A 1,263-nucleotide genomic window follows, 5' to 3' on the forward strand; every position below is an offset into this window, starting at 1 on the left:
GACCGGGCTTACCTGCCCTGGCTCGCAGTCGATGACCGGCCTTGGTTGTACAGACCGTTTTGTAGGTCGCTGTTTCTGGTTGAGGGCAAGACGGGGCTGACATCTCTGCTGGGAGCGCAACTGCTCTCACGTCTGCGCAACTTGTGACCGGACCGTATTCGATAAGTTAGTTCCGAGCGCGTCAGCGGATTCATACTCCCGGCCACAACCGAGAATCTCCATTGGCGATGTCGGCTTCGCAGCGTCTCCCGCCTTTCGGTCGCCATAGCCGAACTCACGCTCTTGAGCACATACCGGTCACTGACTTGCACGGCTTACGTCGGACTAATGGCCGCTCCGAAAGGTACTGCGGTCGTTCGCGCATGACTGGCGCTCCTCAAAGGAAGGGCATCACGCCATCGGAATACCGCTGCTCCGGCCGGCGAAATCGCGCAATCGCCCCATTTAGGTCAGTTGCCGTCGGCGGGCTCAGCCCCAGGGAGCGACGGTACTGGCGTCGAAGAAGCTTACTGTCGTCATCGGTCCAACAAGATATGCCGTTGCATTGGCGATCAATCGACGATTCGCGTCGCTGTGCTCGTTGCCGAACACGCTGACGAAAATCTGCCGCACAGCCGATTTTCGGATTGCTTCAAAGATATGCATATCGTTCTGGTCCATCGAGTGTCCGAGGATGAAGATCGGGGTGGCAACGGCCGTCAACGCGCGTAGGCAGTAGGACAGGTATGGGCTGCGGTCTATCCGTTCCTTCTTCTGATGGGTCGGTTCGGCCACGAATAGTGGAAATCGTGGTGGCTGTTGGTTCAGGTTGTCTCGCACTTGACCGACGATCCCTCCACCGACTTCACCCGTGTATGCATGCTTCCGAACTCCAGTAGGGTCTTCGTAGAGGTGGAGCCCCCCATGGAGAAAGTGGACCGCCTGATCAGTCCCGTACCCCTTCCATAGCTGCGCCGCACGGAACCCATCGTCGGTTTTCCAGAGCGGCTCAAGGTCCTGATTTCGGGCCCAGTACATCAGCAAGTCATAGTTGACAGTGAAGATTTGGCTGAAGCGGCTGAGGAATTTCCGCACGGCTTCATACTGTGCTCTTGTCAGCTCATTCGGCAAGCGCGGATGATTGTCGTGACCTGCCCCCATTGACCGTACCAACGGATTGGAGAAGTCCGGGGTTGAAGGTTAATCGAAGTTTTGTTTCTGCTCACTGCCAGCAGCACCGCCAGCGCGCTGGCGGTGCTGCTGGGCGAATCGTGCCGGCGGGAT

Annotated in this window: 1 protein-coding gene; it reads right to left on the reverse strand. The window is 58.0% G+C overall.

The window, feature by feature from the left end; translation table 11 throughout:
* Positions 1 to 468: 468 nt before the first annotated feature.
* Complete coding sequence (locus BN2503_RS18975) at positions 469 to 1,140, reverse strand: DUF4917 family protein (protein ID WP_074930539.1); 672 nt, start codon at positions 1,138 to 1,140, stop codon at positions 469 to 471.
* Positions 1,141 to 1,263 lie beyond the last annotated feature (123 nt).

It is taken from the genome of Paenacidovorax caeni (genome assembly GCF_001298675.1).
GTDB classification, from domain to species: Bacteria; Pseudomonadota; Gammaproteobacteria; order Burkholderiales; family Burkholderiaceae_C; genus Paenacidovorax; species Paenacidovorax caeni.